14 protein-coding genes are annotated in these 17,943 nt (G+C 74.1%); 8 read left to right on the forward strand and 6 right to left on the reverse strand.

All coding sequences use genetic code 11. From position 1 onward, the window contains the following. Positions 1 to 5: 5 nt before the first annotated feature. On the reverse strand, positions 6 to 1,883 hold the full coding sequence (sepH, locus tag AB0C78_RS20780; RefSeq protein ID WP_360750249.1) for a septation protein SepH: 1,878 nt from the start codon (positions 1,881 to 1,883) through the stop codon (positions 6 to 8). Between the two features lie 421 nt (positions 1,884 to 2,304). On the opposite strand from sepH, the gene AB0C78_RS20785 reads away from it, so the two are divergent. Next, a complete protein-coding gene (locus AB0C78_RS20785; protein ID WP_360750251.1) occupies positions 2,305 to 3,282 on the forward strand; it encodes a hypothetical protein in 978 nt (325 codons plus the stop codon). 4 nt (positions 3,283 to 3,286) lie between these two features. On the opposite strand, the gene AB0C78_RS20790 is transcribed toward AB0C78_RS20785, so the two are convergent. Both AB0C78_RS20790 and AB0C78_RS20795 read right to left on the reverse strand, forming a co-directional pair. Next, positions 3,287 to 4,597 (reverse strand): D-arabinono-1,4-lactone oxidase, encoded by a 1,311-nt coding sequence (locus AB0C78_RS20790; RefSeq protein ID WP_360750253.1) that lies wholly within the window; start codon positions 4,595 to 4,597, stop codon positions 3,287 to 3,289. Positions 4,598 to 4,606: 9 nt separating this feature from the next. Next, a complete protein-coding gene (locus tag AB0C78_RS20795) occupies positions 4,607 to 5,818 on the reverse strand; it encodes an MFS transporter (RefSeq protein ID WP_360750255.1) in 1,212 nt (403 codons plus the stop codon). Positions 5,819 to 5,955: 137 nt separating this feature from the next. Here AB0C78_RS20795 and AB0C78_RS20800 point away from each other — a divergent pair, with 137 nt between their 5' ends. The 3 genes from AB0C78_RS20800 (at position 5,956) to AB0C78_RS20810 (ending at position 9,033) form a co-directional block, all read left to right on the forward strand. Continuing rightward, positions 5,956 to 7,257 carry a lytic transglycosylase domain-containing protein gene (locus tag AB0C78_RS20800; protein ID WP_360750257.1) on the forward strand — a complete coding sequence of 434 codons (1,302 nt, stop codon included), beginning with the start codon at positions 5,956 to 5,958 and terminating at the stop codon, positions 7,255 to 7,257. Positions 7,258 to 7,318: 61 nt separating this feature from the next. After that, the gene (locus AB0C78_RS20805) at positions 7,319 to 8,227 is read left to right on the forward strand and encodes a ferrochelatase (protein ID WP_151543417.1); all 909 of its coding nucleotides are present in this window, start codon (positions 7,319 to 7,321) and stop codon (positions 8,225 to 8,227) included. After that, positions 8,224 to 9,033 (forward strand): inositol monophosphatase family protein, encoded by an 810-nt coding sequence (locus AB0C78_RS20810; protein ID WP_360750259.1) that lies wholly within the window; start codon positions 8,224 to 8,226, stop codon positions 9,031 to 9,033. The genes AB0C78_RS20805 and AB0C78_RS20810 overlap by 4 nt, the downstream gene beginning before the upstream one ends. A gap of 63 nt (positions 9,034 to 9,096) precedes the next feature. On the opposite strand, the gene AB0C78_RS20815 is transcribed toward AB0C78_RS20810, so the two are convergent. Continuing rightward, positions 9,097 to 9,273 (reverse strand): hypothetical protein, encoded by a 177-nt coding sequence (locus AB0C78_RS20815; protein WP_190859996.1) that lies wholly within the window; start codon positions 9,271 to 9,273, stop codon positions 9,097 to 9,099. 209 nt (positions 9,274 to 9,482) lie between these two features. On the opposite strand from AB0C78_RS20815, the gene AB0C78_RS20820 reads away from it, so the two are divergent. Then, positions 9,483 to 10,136, forward strand: coding sequence for a response regulator transcription factor (locus AB0C78_RS20820; RefSeq protein ID WP_151543415.1), 654 nt, complete (start codon positions 9,483 to 9,485; stop codon positions 10,134 to 10,136). Further along, positions 10,133 to 11,455, forward strand: a complete 1,323-nt coding sequence (locus AB0C78_RS20825) for a HAMP domain-containing sensor histidine kinase (RefSeq protein WP_360750262.1) — start codon at positions 10,133 to 10,135, stop codon at positions 11,453 to 11,455. Before AB0C78_RS20820 ends, AB0C78_RS20825 begins: the two co-directional genes overlap by 4 nt. 10 nt (positions 11,456 to 11,465) lie before the next feature. On the opposite strand, the gene AB0C78_RS20830 is transcribed toward AB0C78_RS20825, so the two are convergent. Together AB0C78_RS20830 and AB0C78_RS20835 are read right to left on the reverse strand one after the other, a co-directional pair. After that, positions 11,466 to 14,264, reverse strand: coding sequence for an ABC transporter substrate-binding protein (locus AB0C78_RS20830; protein WP_360750264.1), 2,799 nt, complete (start codon positions 14,262 to 14,264; stop codon positions 11,466 to 11,468). A gap of 65 nt (positions 14,265 to 14,329) precedes the next feature. Then, on the reverse strand, positions 14,330 to 16,042 hold the full coding sequence (locus tag AB0C78_RS20835) for a serine/threonine-protein kinase (RefSeq protein WP_360750266.1): 1,713 nt from the start codon (positions 16,040 to 16,042) through the stop codon (positions 14,330 to 14,332). Positions 16,043 to 16,551: 509 nt separating this feature from the next. Here AB0C78_RS20835 and AB0C78_RS20840 point away from each other — a divergent pair. Together AB0C78_RS20840 and AB0C78_RS20845 are read left to right on the forward strand one after the other, a co-directional pair. Then, on the forward strand, positions 16,552 to 16,848 hold the full coding sequence (locus tag AB0C78_RS20840; protein ID WP_117404125.1) for a DUF4193 domain-containing protein: 297 nt from the start codon (positions 16,552 to 16,554) through the stop codon (positions 16,846 to 16,848). A 46-nt stretch (positions 16,849 to 16,894) separates the two neighbouring features. After that, the gene (locus AB0C78_RS20845) at positions 16,895 to 17,710 is read left to right on the forward strand and encodes a hypothetical protein (protein ID WP_360750268.1); all 816 of its coding nucleotides are present in this window, start codon (positions 16,895 to 16,897) and stop codon (positions 17,708 to 17,710) included. Positions 17,711 to 17,943: the final 233 nt, after the last annotated feature.

The following is a 17,943-nucleotide window of genomic DNA, read 5'->3' on the forward strand; positions in this document are numbered from 1 at the left end:
GGCGGTCACTCGGGGCGGCGGGCGCCGAACATGATCTCGTCCCAGGACGGCACCGAGGCGCGCTTGCCCTTGGCCTTGCGGCGGGGCCGCGCCGGACGCTGCGCCGGAGCCTCCGCCGCCGCTGCCGCCGGGGAACCGGTGACCGGCTTGTCCTGCGCGGCGGGCATCGAGGGCCGGGCCGGCTTCTTCTTCGCCGGAGGCCGGGACGGCTCGCGCCGCGCCGGATGCTGCGGTGCCGGCTGCTGTGACGGTTGCTGCTGGGCGGGCTGCGGCGGGGCCGGCTTCGGCCGCGCGGCCTGCTCGTCCGGCGCCTGAGCGGCCGCCGGCTCCGCCTTCTCCGCCGGCCGTTCCTCGGTCTCCGTGGCGGTCTCCGACGCCTCGGCGTCCGCCTTCTCCGCGGCGGGCTCCGCGACGCGCTCCGGCGCCGGGGCGTCGTCAACGGACGGTTCCGCCTGCTGCTCGGCGGCGTCGCGGGCCGCGGGCTCCTCGGCGGCCTCCTCGTCGGGCGCCTGCGCGTCCTCGGCCGGACGCTCCTGCTCGGCGGCAGGGGCCTCCTCGGTCGGCGCCTCCTCCTGGCGGGACGCTTCCTCGTCCTCGGCGCTCGGGCTCTCCGCGGCAGGCCGCTCGGCCGGCGCGTCCTCGCTCGCGGCGGGACGCGGGCTCTCCTCGCCGTCCGGCGCCTCCTCAAGGCGCGCCTCGGCGTCCTCGCCAGCGGCCGCGTCCTCGTCGGCGTGCGCGTCTTCACGCGCCGAGGCGCTCTCAGCGTCCTCGCGCGGCCGTGCCTCTTCACTCGCACCCTGCGGACGCTCGTCCTGGACCTGCTCGTCCTGCACGTCCGCGCGGGGCTCGTCGTCGCGCTGCTCCGCGTCGGCGGGACGCTGAGCCGCGGCCTGCGGCTGCTCGCGGCGCGCCTGCGGGACGCGCGGCTCCTCCTCGCGGGCGGGACGGCCGTCGCGCGGCCGGGCCTCGTCGGCGGGACGGGCGGGTTCGGCGGCCTCGCGCAGGCGCGGCGCCTCGCGGGGGCCGTCGGAGGAGAGCGGACGGGACGCCTCGCGCAGCGGCGCGCCCTCGCCGGGCGGCGCGTCGCGGAAGGCGGGGCGCGGGTCGACCATGCGGCCGCGCTCGACGATGTACTGCGGCGGCTCGGCGGGGCGCAGCGGGCCGGGCGCGGCGGGCTGCTCGGGCTCGGCGGGCAGGCCGCGCGCGGAGACGTCCCGGTCGTGCGCGGGCCGGTCGTTCTGCACGACCTTCATCGCGGGACGGCGCGGGACGAGCGGGGTGACGGTGTCCGACAGCGTCTCGTCGTCCCACTCGACGGCGGTGAGCCGGGCGGCGATCTCGTCGAGCGGGGAGACGTGCCGGCGGCGCGGGTCGAAGGACCACTCGGCGGCGTGCGGGCGGCCGTTGTCGAAGAACGACAGGCGGACGCGCCAGGTGGAGTCCTCGCACTTCCAGGAGTCCCACTCGACCTCCTCGAGGTCGACGCCGCCGCGGCCGAGCCGCTCCTCGACGGTCTCGCCGAGCGGCGGGCCGAGCGTGGTCTCGCCGGGGCGGCGCACCGCGACGCGCTGCGCCTGCTGCGCCATGTACTCGCGTTCCTGCAGGACCGGGCCCTCGAACCAGCGGACGCGTTCGACCGGGATGCCCGCGGACTCGGCGATCTCCTCCGCCGTCTCGCCGGACCGGATGCGGGCCTGGATCTCCTTGGGACGCAAGGGACTCTCCACTTCGATCTCGAACTGGCCGAGGCGGGAGAAGTGCCCACGGACCGCTGCGCGGAGCCGGTCGTCGACGGGCAGGGTGAACCGGGTGCCTCGGCCCGCGGTGGCCAGGACGAGGTACGTACCGTCCTCGCTGACCGCGACGAGGCGCAGCTCCTGCATGCGTGTCCTTCCTGCCCTGTCCTGACGGCACGGAGGGCGCCGGACCGTCCGGCCGCGGTCTCACCGGCCGGTCGCCCGTTGCCCGCCGAGGGCGCATGCGTGCCCTTCCCCCGGGTTCCCGAGTCTCTCTTCCGGACACACCTGCTGCCAGCACCGTACCCGGCATGTCCGAACATCGCCGCTCTCGAAGCCCCCTTCACGAGGCCGAAGAGGGCACCTGACCTAGCTTGCCGGTGTCGCGGGGGCGCCGGGGGCGCCCTGCCGCATTCTTGTGCATCCTTTTCCACACTGTGCCTGAGCCCGGCGGCGCGCTCCACCGCTTCGAGGTTAGGAGCGTCACGTCTGTGGCAGGAACACCCTGATCTTCCGAATAGTTTGGTTTTCGGGGGTTTCGGGCGAGCGAACAGGGGTGAAAGGGTCGATGCGCGGCAAGCTGCCGGATGTCAGCACCACGCAGCTGATCGCCAGCGGGGTGGCGACGCTGGTCGCCGCCGTCGGTGCGTCCTACCTGGGGGTTTACGGAACGATCATCGGCGCCGGGCTGATGAGCGTGATGTCGACGGCGGGTTCCGCGGTCGTCAAGCACTACCTCGACCAGGGCCGTAACCAGATCAAGGACCTGACGCACCTCCAGGCGGCGGTGCACCGGCAGGGCGCGGCGGAGCAGGCGGCGGCGGAGGCGCGGAGCGCCGACCCGACACGGACCGTGGTGTGGCCGGCGGACGACCCGGGCACGACCCGCCTCGACCCGAACGCGACCCGCCTCGACCTGAACCTGCCCGGCCACCTCTCCGGCGGCGGTGGCCTGTCCGGCGGCGGCGACCCGAACGCGACGCGCCTGGACCGGACCCCGGCGGAGACGGTCGCGGACGCGCTCGCGGCGGCGGCCGGCCCGGACGCCGTCCGCGAGGTCGTCCGCCGGTCCGCGCTCGACGGCACGATCGACTGGGTCAAGCAGCACTGGGTGAAGCTCGTGGTGTCGTCCGCGGCGATCTTCGCGATCGTCATCGGCGGCATCACGGTCTACGAGGCGGCCACCGGTTCGCCGATCGGCAATTCGGGCAACGGCACGACCATCAGCAAGGCGCTGACCGGCGGTGGCGGCGGTGGCGGCGGGACGGACGACTCCCCGACGTCGCCCACCCCGTCCACGCACGTCACGAAGTCCGGTGCCACGCCGAGCGAGAGCCCGTCGGGCGGCGTCCCGTCGACCGGGACGCCCACCACGGCGCCGCCCACCACGCAGCGGCCGACCGAGCCGACCGCGCCGACGTCCTCGGCGCCCAGCACGCCGGAGACCCCGCAGACCCCGGCGCCGACGAAGACCTCCGACGGCGGCGGCCAGCAGCAGGACGGCAACGGCGCCGCCCCCAACGTCGGCGCAACCCCCAACCAGTGAGTCTCTAGTCTCCGAAGACCTGGCGGGTGTAGGGGTTGGCGAAGCGGCGGTCGGGGTCGAGCTCGTCGCGCAGCCGCTGGAAGTCGGTGAACCGGGGGTAGACCTTCTCCAGGTAAGTGGCGTCGCGCGTGTGGAGCTTGCCCCAGTGCGGGCGGCCGTCGAGGGCGGTGAGGAGGTCCTCGACGCCGCGGAAGTACTCCTGGTGCCGGTCCTTGTAGTAGACGTGGACGGCGATGAACGCGCTGCGGCGGCCGTGGGCCATCGACAGCCAGGCGTCCTCCTGGGGGAGCAGCCGCACCTCGATCGGGAAGCTGATCCGCCAGTCCTTGCGGGCGAACAGGGAGCGCAGCTCGCGCAGCGCGGGGACGAGCTCCTCGCGCGGGATCGCGTACTCCTGCTCCTTGAAGCGGACCGTGCGGGGGCTGGTGAACACCTTGTACGAGGTGTCGCTGTAGGTGCGGGCGCCGAGCGCCTTGGCGGAGATGCCGTTGACGAACGGCGTCGTGGCGGGGGCCAGGTGCGTCAGCCGGTTGACGGCGCCGAAGACCTTGTTGGACAGGAACTCGTCGTCCATCCAGTACTTGAACTTCGACAGCGGCTCGGCGGGGCCCTCGACGCGGTTGTTGCGCTTGGTCAGGCAGCCCTCGGTGTGCGGGAACCAGTAGAACTCGAAGTGCTCGTTGGCGTCGTCGAACTCGTCGACGCGGGCGAGGACCTCGTCCCACTTCATCGGCTCCTCCTGCGCGCGCAGGACGAAGGCGGGGACGGTCTTCCACGTGATGGCGGTGACGACGCCGAGGGCGCCGAGGCCGGCGCGGGCCGCGTCGAACAGCTCGGGGCGCTCGTCGGGCGAGCAGGTGACGGTGGAGCCGTCGGCGAGGACGAGTTCGAGGGCGGCGACCTGGGAGGCGAGGCCGGCGGCGTCGCGCCCGGTGCCGTGCGTGGCGGTCTGCAGGGCGCCCGCGACGGTCTGCTCCTGGATGTCGCCCATGTTGGCCAGGGCCAGGCCGTGCTCGGCGAGGACGCGGTTGAACGCGTGCAGCGGCAGCCCGGCCTCGACGGTGACCAGGCCGGTCGCGGTGTCGACGGAGCGGACGGCGGTGAGCGCGTGCGGGCGCAGCAGCACGCCCTCGGCGACGGCGGCGCCGGTGAAGGAGTGGCCGGTGCCGGTCATCCGGACGGTGAGGCCGTCGGACGCGGCGGACCGGACGGCCGCGGCCACCTCGGCGGTGCTGCCGGGGGTCGCGACGCGGTGCGGGGTGGCCTGCTGGTTTCCCGCCCAGTTCTGCCACTTCTGGTGGGTCACGGGTGACATGCGCCGACTCTACTCGGCAATCGATCGTGAGGAAAGTTCACGTTTACCGAGGGCGCCGGAGCCCGCCAGCCCGATCAGCGCGGCCGCCACCGCCGACCCCAGCGGGACCAGGAACGCGGCGTGCGAGCCGTACGCGTCCACGACCCGTCCGGACAGCGACGACCCGGCCGCCACCCCCACCCCGACGGACGTGGACACCAGCGCCAGCCCCTCCGTCAGCTGGTGCGGCGGGACGAGCCGCTCCACCAGCCCGTAGCCGGGGATGATCGTCGGGGAGATCGCCAGCCCGGAGAAGAACACCACGGCCATCATCAGCCACAGGTTCCCGACCAGGACCGGCGGGACGAGCCCGGCCGTCAGCAGGCCCAGCCCGGCGAGGAAGCGGCGGGCGAGCGGGCGCCGCCAGTGCCGCGCCCCGTACCAGAGCGCCGCGGTGCCGCTGCCGAGCGCGTAGCAGCCGAGCAGCACGCCGGCGAGCGCCTTGTGCCCCTGCTCCTGGGCGAACGCGACGCCGCTGACGTCGATCGCGCCGAACACCATGCCGAGCGCCAGGAACACCGGCGTGATCACGACGACGCCGGGGTTGCGGAACACCCCGCCGCGCGCTCCGGGGGCGCGCGGGCGCGGCGGCGGCTCGGTGCCGTGCTGCGCCGCGAGCGCCAGGGAGCCCGCCAGCGTGCAGGCGGCCGCGGCGCCGAGGCCCGCCGCCGGGTGCACCCCGGTGGCCAGCGCCGTGACGACCAGCGGCCCGGTGACGAAGATGCCCTCGTCCACGACGGACTCGAACGAGAACGCCGTGTGCAGCCGGGTGGGGGAGTCGCGCAGGACGTGCGACCAGCGCGCCCGCACCCACGCGCCCAGCGACACCTGCGTCAGCCCGGCGGCCGCGGCGGCGGGGAACAGCGTCCACACCGGCAGCCCGGCCAGCGCGAAGACGATCAGCACGGCGAAGCTCGCGGTGTTGGCCAGCACGAGCGGGACGAGGACGCGGCGCTGCCCGTACCGGTCGGCGTACCGGGCGCTGAGCGGGGCGCCGACCGCGTAGGCGATGGACAGCGTCGCGGTCACGGATCCGGCGATACCGTACGATCCGGTAACCGCGGACACGAGAAGGACGATGCCGATCCCCACCATGGACATCGACATGCGGCCGACGAACCCGGCGGCGACGAACGGCCGGGCGCCGGGAACCGACAGCAGCTCCCGGTACGGACCGGACATCCGCGACTCCCCTCCCCACCGGGAGGAGGGCGCCCCCGGCCCCCATCGTTCGACTTCAGCCCCATGATCACGTTACCTGGGGGAAAGAAGTGCCAAGACGTGTAACTCACCCGTAGCGACACTCGTTGGGAAATGTTGTGGCTCCTCCATCAGCACCGCGCGCGGCCGAGGGCGGGGCGCCGGACGCCGCGGCCCCCGTCGGGGCGCCCGCCGCGCGCCCGCCCCGGCAGAGGCCGCAGAAGAAGAAGCGCAAGGGCCGGACGTCGCAGGGCGCCCCGGCCGGACCGGCGGGCCCGGCGCGCAAGGGTCCGCACCGCGCCCTGCCGCCGCTCATCGCGACGATCGCCGCGCTCGCCGTCGCCAGCACGTCCGCCGGCGTCTACGCGGCGCTGACCACGGACGGCTCCGGGCACGCCGCCTCGCCCGGCGCGCAGCACGGCGACACGCCGCCGAGCGCGGGCCAGGGCGACCCGGTGAAGGTCGTCGACGACGGGCAGGTCGCGCCGCTGCGCCGGGTCGTCCCGCCGGACGTGCTCGCCGCCGAGGCCGGGTCCATCTCCGCCGCCAAGATCGCCAAGATCGCGAAGCTGAAGAAGGTCCGCGACGTCGTGGCGGTCGCCGGCGGGGCCGTCCAGCTCCAGGGCCGGCAGGTGAACGCGTTCGCGGTCGACCCGTCCTCGTTCCGCTCCTGGACGCCGCCCGGCACCGCGAAGCGGACCGACCTGTGGGCGGCGCTCGCCGCCGACCGGTTCGTCGTGTCGCCGGACGCCGCCAAGCAGCTGCAGCTGACCCAGGGCTACGAGTACCCGGTGGTCGGCCGGACGATCCCGAAGCTGACCATGGGCGGCTCCGGCGACCTCGGCCTGCCCGGGATCAACATGCTGGTCAGCAAGAGGTCCGGGACGCAGATGGGCCTCGTCCCGAACGTCGCGGTGCTCGTGAACGCGCCCGGGGTCAGCCCGGCGAAGGTCGTCGCGGCGGTCCGCAAGATCCTCGGCGCGGGCGCGAACGTGGTGAACCTGCACGACGCCAAGTACCAGTCGTCCGGGACCGGCGGGAAGGCGACCAGCTACCTGGACCTGTACAAGCAGGCCGCCACCACCTGCCCCGGCCTGTCCTGGACGGTGCTCGCCGCGATCGGGCAGGTCGAGAGCGACCACGGCCGCAACGCCGGCCGCTCCAGCGCCGGCGCGCTCGGCCCGATGCAGTTCATGCCGGCCACGTGGAAGACCTACGGGGTGGACGGCGACGGGGACGGCAAGGCCGACATCATGAACCCCTACGACGCGATCCCGGGCGCGGCGAAGTACCTGTGCGCGAACGGCGCGGGCCGCGGCGGGCAGCAGCTGTACCGGGCGATCTGGCACTACAACCACGCCGACTGGTACGTCCAGAAGGTCCTGAACCTCGCGAAGGCGTACGCGGCGCGGTTCAGCTGATCCGGGCGGCCGGTGCTCCACCCGTGGCGGGGCACCAGGAGGGGGCTGGTTGGATGGAGGCATGACGTCCCACGACGCGTTGCTTCTGCTGTCCTTCGGGGGGCCGGAGGGGCCCGAGGACGTGATCCCGTTCCTGGAGAACGTCACCCGGGGCCGCAACATCCCGCGCGAGCGGCTGGAGAAGGTAGGCGAGCACTACCACCTGTTCGGCGGGGTCAGCCCGATCAACCGGCTGTGCCGGGAGCTGAAGGCCGCCATCGAGGCCGACTTCGCCGCCCACGGCGTCGACCTGCCCGTGTACTGGGGCAACCGGAACTGGACCCCGTACCTCGCCGACACGGTCCGGCAGATGCGCGACGACGGGATCCGGCGCGCGGCGGCGTTCGTCACGTCCGCCTACAGCGGCTACTCCACGAACGACCAGTACCTCCAGGACATCGCGCGCGCACGCGAGGAGGTCCCCGGCGCGCCCGAGATCGACAAGCTGCCCGTCTACTGCGACCGTCCCGGCTTCCTCGACCCGTTCGTGGACGCGACGCGGGACGCGCTCGGCCGGCTCCCCGGCGGCGCGCGGCTGCTGTTCACCGCGCACAGCGTCCCGCTGGCGCAGCCGAACCGGGAGCTGTACGTCGCCGAGCTGGAGGAGGCCGCCCGGACCGTCGCGGACCGCGCCGCCCCCGGCACCCCGTGGGACCTCGTCTACCAGAGCCGCAGCGGCCCGCCGTCCCAGCCGTGGCTGGAGCCGCAGATCACCGACCACCTGGAGAAGCTCGCCGGCGAGGGCGTCCGCGCGGCGGCGGCCGTGCCGATCGGGTTCGTCTCCGACCACATGGAGGTCAAGTACGACCTCGACGTGGAGGCGGCCGGACGCGCCGCCGACCTGGGCATCGCGTTCGTCCGGGCGGCGACGCCCGGCGGCGACCCGCGCTTCGCCGCGCTGCCGCGCCTGCTGATGGAGGAGGGGAATTGAGTCTGCCCGAGGAGCTGCTGGAGCTGGCCGCCGCGACCGCCCGGGAGGCCGGCCGCATGCTGGTCGACAAGCGCCCGGTCGGCGGCCCGGACGTGGTGCAGACCAAGTCGTCCCCGACCGACGTCGTCACCCAGATGGACCGGGCCGCCGAGGCGCTGATCATCGAGCGGATCCGGGCCGCCCGCCCGGACGACGCGTTCCTCGGCGAGGAGGGCGGCGAGCACGGCGGCGGCAGCGGCGTCCGCTGGGTGATCGACCCGATCGACGGGACCGTCAACTACCTCTACGACCTGCCGGACTGGGCCGTCAGCATCGCCGCCGAGGTCGACGGCGAAGCCGTCGCGGGCGCGGTGGAGATGCCGCGGCGCGGCGAGTCGTACACGGCCTACCGCGGCGGCGGGGCGCTGCTGCACACCGCGTCCGGCACCCGCGAGCTGCGGGTGACCGAGCGGGTGCCGCTGGCGCAGGCCCTGGTGGCGACCGGGTTCGGCTACGACGCTGTGCGGCGCGCCGCGCAGGCGCGCGTGCTCACCGGGGTGCTCCCCGCCGTCCGGGACATCCGGCGCGGCGGCTCCTGCTGCGTGGACCTGTGCTCGCTGGCGGCCGGGCGCCTCGACGCCTACTACGAGCGCGGCGTCCAGGCGTGGGACATCGCCGCCGGCGCGCTGATCGTGCAGGAGGCGGGCGGGCGCGTCGAGGGCCTGCACGGCGCCGCGCCGGGGCCGGAGCTGACCATGGCGGCCGGGCCGGGCACGTTCGAGGCCCTGCACGACCTGCTGGCGCCCCTCGACCCCCTCACCGACTAGCGGGCCGGCGGTACGAGAAGAGCCCGGGACATGGGGCGTCCCGGGCTCCCTGCGGTGGGCGTCTCAGTCGCAGCGGGGTGGTTCGACGCCGATGTCGTTGTTCGCTGCGATCCGGCGCAGTTCGTTGATCTCCTCCTGACGGATGTCCGCCAGGTAGGTGTCGCCTTCCGCGTGGGCGCTGCGCAGCGACGCGTACGCGTCGTCGAGTCGCTGCTGAATCGTGCGTGACAACTCGCCCATGGGCCTCCTCCCGGATCGTGCCCATGCCTACCCAGCCGTAGGCTGAAGGTAAACCTGTTCGCCGGTGCAATTTTCGCGGATCCTTACGCCGCCAGTTAACGCGGCGCGGCGAACGCCACCTTGAACAGGTGTTTACGGGCGTCTTACGACTTCCGTGGCATACCTGGGACCACGGGGCGGACCGCGCCCCGACCGGAGGGGGACGCAGAGTGCGTGTTCTAGTCGTCGAGGACGAGCGGGTGCTCGCCGACGCGATCGCGACCGGGCTGCGCCGCGAGGCGCTCGCCGTGGACGTGGCCTACGACGGCGCCGGCGCCCTGGACCGCGCCGGGGTGAACGAGTACGACGTGATCGTCCTGGACCGCGACCTGCCGCGGGTGCACGGCGACGACGTGTGCAAGCAGCTGGTGGCGCAGCGCTACCCCGCGCGGATCATCATGCTGACCGCCGCCGGGGAGCTGGACGACCGGGTCGAGGGGCTGTCCATCGGCGCCGACGACTACCTGGCCAAGCCGTTCGCCTTCGCCGAGCTGATCGCCCGGGTGCGGGCGCTCGGCCGCCGCGCCGCGGCGCCGCTGCCGCCGGTGCTGGAGCGCTCCGGCGTCGCGCTCGACCCGGCCCGCCGCGAGGTGACCCGGGACGGGCGGGTGGTGGAGCTGACCCGCAAGGAGTTCGCGGTGCTGGAGGTGCTGCTCAGCGCGGACGGCGCCGTCGTCAGCTCCGAGCAGCTGCTGGAGAAGGCCTGGGACGAGCACATCGACCCGTTCACCAACGTCGTCCGCGTGACGATGATGACGCTGCGCAAGAAGCTCGGCGACCCCCCGGTCATCGAGACCGTGCCCGGAGTGGGATACCGCCTTTGACTTCCGAATCCGCACCGCAGAACGAGCCGAACGGGCAGCACGGGCCGGGTGGGCCGGGCGAGCCGGCGGCCCAGCAGACGCAGCCGGGGGCGGACGAGCGGTCCGCGCGTCCCGGCCGGTGGCGGCGCCCCGGCCCGCAGCAGGTCCCCGGCCCCGAGTTCGGCGGCAGGAACGCGTGGCGCGGCGAGGGCGGCGCGTCGTTCGGCGAGCTGAAGAAGCTGCCCGGCCGGATGAGCGTCCGGCTGCGGCTGACCCTGCTGTACGGGCTGCTGTTCTTCATGGCCGGGGCGCTGCTGCTGTTCGTGATGTCGGTGCTGATGGCCAACATCCTCGGCAACGTGAAGGTCATCGGCCTCGGCATCACCGACGCCGAGGCCGCCGAGCTGCAGCACCAGTTCGTCGAGCAGACGATGAAGCAGCTGGTCGGCCGGTCCCTGATGGCGCTCGCCGGGGTCGGGGTGATCACCCTCGTGCTCGGCTGGTTCGTCGCCGACCGGGCGCTCAGCCCGCTGCAGCGGGTCACCACGACGGCCCGCCGGCTGTCGGAGAGCACCCTGCACGAGCGGATCGCGCTGGAGGGCCCCGACGACGAGATCAAGGAGCTGGCCGACACCTTCGACGCGATGCTGGAGCGGCTCGGCCAGGCCTTCGACTCCCAGCGCCGGTTCGTCGCGAACGCCTCGCACGAGCTGCGCACCCCGCTCGCGATCAACCGGACGCTGCTGGAGGTCGCGCTCGGCGACCCGGAGGCGTCCGACGACCTGCGCACCGTCGGCAGGACGCTGCTCGCCACCAACGCCCGGCACGAGCGGCTCATCGAGGGCCTGCTGCTGCTCGCCCGCAGCGAGCGGGAGCTGACCACCCGCAACCCCGTCGACCTCGCCGAGGTCGCCGCGACGGTGCTGGAGCACTCGGCGCGCCGCGAGCACGACAACGACGTGGCGGTGCACCGGGAGCTGACGTCCGGGACGGCGCTCGGCGACCCGGTGCTGCTGGAGCACCTGGTGTCCAACCTGGTCGAGAACGCGATCAAGCACAACGACGCCGAGGGCGGCGAGCTGTGGATCCGCACCGGCATGCTCGACGGCTACGCCACCGTCCAGGTGGAGAACACCGGTCCGGTGGTGCCCGCCTACGAGGTCGAGCGGCTGTTCGAGCCGTTCCGGCGGCTGAACGCCGACCGGGTCGAGTCCGCGAAGGGCGCGGGCCTCGGGCTGTCGATCGTCCGCTCGGTGGTGCTGGCGCACCGCGGCGCGGTGTACGCGGTGCCGCGGCCGGGCGGCGGGCTGATCGTCACCGTCCGGCTCCAGCCCGGCTGAGTCCCGGCCGCTACTTCAGCGCGGCGGCCGCGACGGTCGGGTCGCCGTCGTAGTCCGGTTTCAGGTTCACGTACTTGGCACTGACGAGCGCTCCGGCGCCGTCGTAGGCGAGCGGGATCAGCGCCATGTCGTCCAGCGCCGTCTTCTCGGCCTGCTTGTACAGGCTGGTGCGGGAGGACGCATCGCGCGTGCGGACCGCGTTGGAGATCAGGTTGTCGAAGCCGGAGTTCTTCCAACCGGACAGGTTGTAGTAGTCGTTCTTGGGCGTCGCGACGATGGTGCCGCCCAGCAGCGGCCACAGCATCGTGTAGGGCGCGGGGTAGTCGGGGCCCCAGGAGAACAGGGCGAGCCCGGACGCGTCGTCCGCCGCGACGGTGCTGCGGAACCTGGTGAAGTCGGGGACCTGCACGATCTTCACGTTCCAGCCGAGGACCGACTCCAGCCGGTCGACGATGGCCTGCGCCGCGGCCTGGTTGCTGGCCAGCTGCTGCTGCGTGTACAGCCGGACGGTGGTGCCCGTGCCGAGACCGGCCTGCGCGGCGGACGTCTTCGCCTTGACCGGGTCCGTCGCGTCGCAGGACGCGCACACGCCGGGCTTGCCGAACCCGGGGATCGAGGGCGGGACGATCCCGTGCGCGGGCCGCACGGCGGGCCCCCACACCTGCGCGAGCTGGGTGCGGTCCAGCGCGTAGGAGACCGCGAGCCGGGCCTCCTTCGACCTCATCGGCCCGCGCGCGGTGATCGGGACGAGCATCCGGGTGTACGGCAGCGTGGTCATGACGAGCCCGCTCGTGCCGCGCGCGCTTGCGAGGTCGGTGCCGCGCATCGCGGCCCAGCCTGTCTCGCCCGAGGCGAACGACGCGCGCCCCTGGGCGGTGTCCGACGTCAGGTCGACCTCGACGCCGTCGAGCTTCGTCTTCGCGAACGCGTACCGGTCGTTGCGGACCAGCATGACGCTCTTGCCCTTGGTGTAGGTCTGGAGCTTGAACGGCCCGTTGCCGACGGGGCTCATGTTGTAGGTCTGGTTGGTGGACGCCCCGGCCGCGCGCGGCACCGGTGCGAAGACCGGGTCGGCGAGACGGGCGGGGAAGTCGCAGCTCGGCGTCGTGAGCCGCACGGTCAGCGTGTCGCCGGACGCCTGCACGCCGGACAGCGCGTCGGCCTTGCCCGCCGAGACGTCCGAGTACCCGTCGATGTCGGTCATCAGGATGGGGCCGGCGCCGGTCGCGGTCGCGGCGCTGCGCGCCCAGCCGCGCGCGAACGCCGCCGCGTCCACCGGCTCTCCGTCGCTGAAGGTCGTCCCGCCCCGGATGGTGATCGTCCAGTTGGTGCAGGACGCGTCCGGAGTGATGTTCGTGGCGAGCCGGTTGGCCATGGTGCCGTCCGGACGGGTCTCGGTGAGCCCGGTGAACAGCTGCTTGCCGAGGAACCGCTCGGTGCCGCTGAAGCTGTGCGACGGGTCGATGGCGCCCTGGTCGGAGCTCACGTCCGACACCGACATCCGCAGGGTCCCGCCGGTCCGGCCCGCGGGCGGGGCGGGGTCGTGACCGCCGTCCCCGTTCGCGTTGACGATGATCAGGGTGGCGGTGACCGCGAGCGCCACGGCGGCGGCGCCGCCCGCGCCGGCCAGGATCCCGATCCGCTTGCGCGACCGGGTGCCGGCCGGCTTCGTCATGTCGACTCCGGGCCCGGGCGGGCCCTGCTGCTGCCCGGACGGCCACGTCGACGCGCCCGCGTAGGCGGACGGCGCGGACCACGGCCCGCCCGGCGCCTGCGGCACGGGCATCTGCGCCGGGGGCGGCGGCAGCTGGTGCAGCGGCGGGGGCGGCTGCACCAGCTGCGGATGCGAGCCGAGCGCCTGCGGCGTCAGCGGCTGCCGGACGCCCAGCGGGGACTGCGCCGCCTGCAGCCGCGCCGAGTCCGCGGCGGCCGTCTCCGCGCCCTGGCTGAGCATCTCGTCGGCCCCGTCGCCGCCCGCGCCGCCGGGCTTCGGCGGGTTCCCCGCCAGCGTCAGCAGCGTCGCCAGGACCTGCTGCGACGCGGGCCGCAGCGCCGGGTCCTTGCTCAGGCAGTCCGCCACGACGCCGCGCAGCGGCTCCGGCATCATGCCGAGGTCCGGCGCCATGTTCAGGATGCGGTGCATGACCGCCGGGATCGAGTCCTGCCCGAACGCCGGACGGCCGGTCGCGGCGAACGCCATCGTCGCGCCCCACGCGAACACGTCGGCCGCCGGGCCGACCGGCGCCCCCGAGATCTGCTCCGGCGCCATGTACGCCGGCGTCCCTACGGCAGTGCTGGACAGCGTGCCCGTCGCGTCGAGCGCCCGGGCGATGCCGAAGTCGATCACCCGCGGCCCGTCGGCGGCGAGCAGCACGTTCGCCGGCTTGAAGTCGCGGTGCACGACCCCGGCCTGGTGGATCGCCGCGAGCGCGGTCATCGTGCCGATCGCCAGCCGGTCCAGGTCGGCGCCGCGCCGCGGGCCGCCGTCCGCCAGCGCCGCCGACAGCGACGGGCCGTCGATGTACTCGCTGACGATGTAGGGCCGGTCGCCCTCGACGTCGGAGTCCAGGATGCGGGCCGTGCAGAACGCCGAGACCCGCTGCGCCACCGCGACCTCGGCCGCGAACCGCGACCGGGCCTTCGGGTCGGTGCTGAAGCGCGCGTGCAGCAGCTTCACCGCGACCCGGTGGCCCGGTTCGTCCTCGGCGAGGTAGACGGCGCCCTGCCCGCCCTCCCCGAGCAGGCCCGTCAGCCGGTAGTCGCCCAGCCTTTCCGGATCGCCCGGGCGGAGCGGGCGGATGTCGGCCATCGGAATCCTTCGGGGAGGGGACGGAGGTCGTCGGGTGTCCGGGTCCGGTCAGCGGCGGACGGCGGTCACTCGCTCACCGTCCCGGACGCCGCCGGGGTCACCGCGGTGCGGGTCTCCCGCCACTCCCACCGCATGCTGCTGCCGCCGGGGTTGACGAACCTGACGTAGCCGGGCGCGCAGTTCTCCGTCTTCTGCCCCGCCATCGGCGTCTCCTGGTACTCGACGTAAGTACTGCTCTCGTCGCCGGACAGGAGCGAGAGGTTCGTGTAGCAGGTCGGCTGCACGCTGCCGTAGTCGTACTTCGCGGTGCCGTGCGTGTAGACCAGCGCGAACTCCGCCTTGAAGTTCTGGTGGCCGGCGGGCGCGTTCGGCTGGTAGCCGTTTCCGTCCCAGACGCCGACCAGCCCGCCCCGGGCCGGGGCCGTCGTCGTGTCGTCGGTCGGCGGCGTGTAGACCGACGACGTCGGCGGCGTCGGATCCGGGTTGTCGTCGCTGTTGGACGCGATGATGACGAACACCACCACGCCGATGATCGCCAGCAGCGCCAGCGCGCCGCACCCGATCGCGATGGCCGGCCCCGGCGAGCTCGACTTGGCGGGCGGCGGCCCGTAGGACGGCGGCGGCTGCATCGGCTGCATCGGGGGCCGCTGCCCGATCGGCATGTTCGGCGGCGGCGGGGGCTGCATGCCGCCCTGGTACATCGGCATCGGCGGCGGCGTGATCGGCTGCGGGGGCGGCGTCGCCGGCCCGCCCATGCCGCCCTGCACGCCGGCGCCCTGCATGCCGCCCTGCATCCCGCCCTGGTGCAGCGGCATTGGCGGCGGGGTGATCGACTGCTGCGGCGGCTGCGGGCGCGGCGCCGGCGGCACCCGCGGCGGCGCCGGCATCTGCGCGGCGATCCGGGTGCCCTGGTTGAGCAGGTCCTCCTGCCCGGCCCCCGGGTTCGACGGCGCGGCGCCGACCGCCCCGAGCAGGTTCAGCAGCAGCTGCGGCGCCGGCGGGCGCAGCCCCGCGTCCTTGGACAGGCACCGCGCGACCAGGTCGCGGACCGGGCCGGGCGGCAGCGCCGACAGGTCCGGGTCCTCGTTGAGGATGCGGTTGATGATGACCGGCAGCGTGTCGGCCTCGAACGGCGACTGCCCGGTCGCCGCGAACACCATCGTCGCGCCCCAGGCGAAGATGTCCACCGCGGGCGTCAGCGGCGCGCCGGTCAGCTGCTCGGGCGCCAGGTAGCCGGGCGTCCCGACGACCATCCCCGTCGCGGTGACGGCGCTCTCCTGCGAGTTCACCGTCCGGGCGATGCCGAAGTCCACGACGCGCGGGCCGTCGGACGCCAGCATGACGTTGTTGGGCTTGAAGTCGCGGTGCACGATCCCGGCCTCGTGGATGGCCGCGAGGGCCGTCACCGTGCCGATCGCGAGCCGCTCCAGCTCGTCGGCGCCGAGCGGGCCGTTGTGCGCGACCACGTCGTGCAGCGACGGGCCGTCGATGAACTCGCTGACGACGTACGGCTGGTCGCCGTGCACGTCGGCCTCGAGGACCCGCGCCGTGCAGAACGGCTCCACCCGCTGCGCCGCCGACACCTCGCGGGTGAAGCGGGCGCGCGCCGCGGGGTCGTTCGCCATCTGGGCGTGCAGCAGCTTGATGGCCACGTACTCGCCGCCCGGGGCCCGGCCGAGGAAGACCGCGCCCTGCCCCCCGGCGCCGAGCCGGCCGACGACCTCGAACTGACCCAGTGCCCTGGGATCGCCCGGCTCCAGCGGAGCGGCATCCGGCATCTGATCCTCCAGTGACCCGCAGTGATGTCCCGCGACATGGTGCGTCCGGACCCCGTCGTAAGGCCCGGGCGCCCGTACCGGCCCCGCCGGTGCCGGCGAGCCCGGCCCCCGACCTCAGGCGGGCACGATATCGCGTTAGTTCAGACGTTTCACCGAAGCGTCTGGTTCAGCGGTCCACCAGCCGGTTCGAGCCGTCCCGCGCGCCGCGGGCCGGTCGGCGCGCGCAACGCTCCCGGGACCGATATGATCCCCGCCGCCGCGGGAACCCCGGCAGGCGCACCGGCCCTTCGGGAGCATGCCGGAGCACCGGCGGGGCGTGTGACGGACGACACAACGCGAGGATGGGAAACGGGTGATCGGTGTCACTCGTGGGAACGGTCGCGCCTCGTGTGTCACAGCTCACCAACCGTGACAGAATTTCCCGCCCGGATCGGGCACAAGAACGGTCCCCCGAGCGTTAGTTCCGCGCGACGGGGCGCATAAAGCACTGAGGGGGATGGAGATAGAAGATGGCGACCGACTACGACAGCCCACGCAAGACAGACGACGACCTGAGCGAGGACAGCCTCCAGGAGCTCCAGGCCCGGCGCGCCGACAAGGCCGCCAGCATCATCGACGAGGACCTGGACGCCGGTGAGGTCGCCGAGCTGCCCGGCGCCGACCTGTCCAACGAGGAACTGACCTTCCGGGTCGTCCCCCGGCAGGCCGACGAGTTCACCTGCACCCGCTGCTTCCTGGTGCACCACCGCAGCCAGCTGGCCACCGAGAAGAACGGCCAGCCGGTCTGCCGCGAGTGCGCCGCCTGACACGTCCGGGGATCGGCCCTTCGCGAGAGGCACCACCGGGAGCGGCATGACGGGAGAACTGGAACGACGGCACGACGACGTGGAGCCGGCGCACGGCGGCGGCTCCACGGAGGTCGGCGAGCTGATCGGCAGGCTCGCCGGCGACGAGGAGATGGACCGGGAGACCCGGAGGCGGCTGCTCGGCCGGCTGGCCCGGCTGCTCGGGCAGGGCGCCCGCCGGGCCGGCGCCGCCGGGATCGCCCGCGGCCGCCTGCTCGCCGACCTGCTCATCGAGGCGGCCCCGCACATCCCGATCCGCGATCTGGAGACGCTGAGCCGCCACCACCACGGGCTGGCCGGCGAGGACCTCGCCGACAACCTGGTGAAGGTGGCGGGCAACGCCACCACCGCCGTGGGCGCGGCGGGCGGCGCGCTCGCCGCGGTGGAGTTCGCCGCTCCGCCGCTGCTGCTGACCGCCCCCGCCCAGATCGCCGCCGAGACCCTCGTGGTCGCGGCGATCGAGGTGAAGCTGATCGCCGAGCTGCACGAGGTGTACGGGGTCAGCGTGCAGGGCTCGGGCACCGCGCGCGGCGCGGCGTTCGTCACCTCCTGGGCGCGCCAGCGCGGCGTCAACCCGCTGGAGGGCGGCACGTTCACCAGCGCGCTCGGCTCGGCGGCCAAGGCGACGCTGCGCAAGCGGATGATGCGCACGTTCGGCCGCCACCTGACGACGATGGGCCCGCTGCTGACCGGCGCCGCCGCGGGCGCCGCGCTCAACCGGGCCGCGACGAGGGCGCTCGCCGCGAAGGTCCGCCAGGACCTGCGCGGCTCGGTAGACGCACTGCCGCGTTCATTGCAACCACGGCCCAGCGACCTCGCCTAGCGGCTCGGCCCCTGGCCGCGCTTGGGCGAGCGCGGCATCGCTTCGCGATCTTCCCGTTGGGGGGCTCGCCTTCGGCTTCGCCCCCCAACGGTCAGGTAGCGCGCTCGCGCGACGGCTGAGTATCGCGTCCCCCGGCGGTGCTCCGTTCCGCGGCAGACACGCGTCGGGGGGGGGGGCGGGCGGGCGCCGCGCGGGCGGCCCCCCCCGGGTGCGCGGGGGCCGCCCCCAGCCCC

This window comes from Actinomadura sp. NPDC048394, from assembly GCF_040651755.1.
Lineage (GTDB): Bacteria > Actinomycetota > Actinomycetes > Streptosporangiales > Streptosporangiaceae > Spirillospora > Spirillospora montaniterrae.